The sequence below is a fragment of the Microbacterium sp. MMO-20 genome, assembly GCF_037147735.1.
GTDB lineage: Bacteria > Actinomycetota > Actinomycetes > Actinomycetales > Microbacteriaceae > Microbacterium.
The window spans coordinates 1-951 of the sequence record NZ_JBBCUU010000023.1 but is presented as its reverse complement, the minus strand read 5'-3'; the positions used below and the strand labels follow the sequence as shown (position 1 = coordinate 951).

2 rRNA genes are annotated in these 951 nt (G+C 55.6%); both read left to right on the top strand.

Features of this window, described 5'->3' with window-relative positions:
- A 23S ribosomal RNA gene (locus WFI52_RS14135) occupies positions 1-714 on the top strand; the annotation flags it as partial.
- A gap of 111 nt (positions 715-825) precedes the next feature.
- A 5S ribosomal RNA gene (rrf, locus tag WFI52_RS14130) occupies positions 826-942 on the top strand.
- Positions 943-951 lie beyond the last annotated feature (9 nt).

Here is a 951-nt window from a genome sequence, read left to right as displayed (position 1 = left end):
TCTGGATATCTAACTTCGAACCGTAATCCGGTTCAGGGACAGTGCCTGGTGGGTAGTTTAACTGGGGCGGTTGCCTCCCAAAAAGTAACGGAGGCGCCCAAAGGTTCCCTCAACCTGGTTGGCAATCAGGTGGCGAGTGTAAGTGCACAAGGGAGCTTGACTGTGAGACTGACAGGTCGAGCAGGGACGAAAGTCGGGACTAGTGATCCGGCAGTGGCTTGTGGAAGCGCTGTCGCTCAACGGATAAAAGGTACCTCGGGGATAACAGGCTGATCTTGCCCAAGAGTCCATATCGACGGCATGGTTTGGCACCTCGATGTCGGCTCGTCGCATCCTGGGGCTGGAGTAGGTCCCAAGGGTTGGGCTGTTCGCCCATTAAAGCGGTACGCGAGCTGGGTTTAGAACGTCGTGAGACAGTTCGGTCCCTATCCGCTGCGCGCGTAGGAAATTTGAGAGGATCTGACCCTAGTACGAGAGGACCGGGTTGGACGAACCTCTGGTGTGCCAGTTGTTCTGCCAAGAGCACCGCTGGTTAGCTACGTTCGGGATGGATAACCGCTGAAAGCATCTAAGCGGGAAGCCGGCCTCAAGATGAGATTTCCATACCCTTCGGGGTGAGAGGCTCCCAGCCAGACTACTGGGTTGATAGGCCGGATGTGGAAGCGTGGTAACACGTGAAGCTGACCGGTACTAATAAGCCGATGACTTGATAACACTTTCGTTCGAAGCTGAACGATGCTTGCGTCCACTGAGTGGTTCTCGATGTACGGTCGAGAACCCCACAACACATCATTGTTGTGGACCGATGAGAAACATCAATAGTGTTTCGGCGGCCATAGCGTGAGGGAAACGCCCGGTCACATTCCGAACCCGGAAGCTAAGCCTCACAGCGCCGATGGTACTGCAGGGGGGACCCTGTGGGAGAGTAGGACACCGCCGGACTCCTTTTCA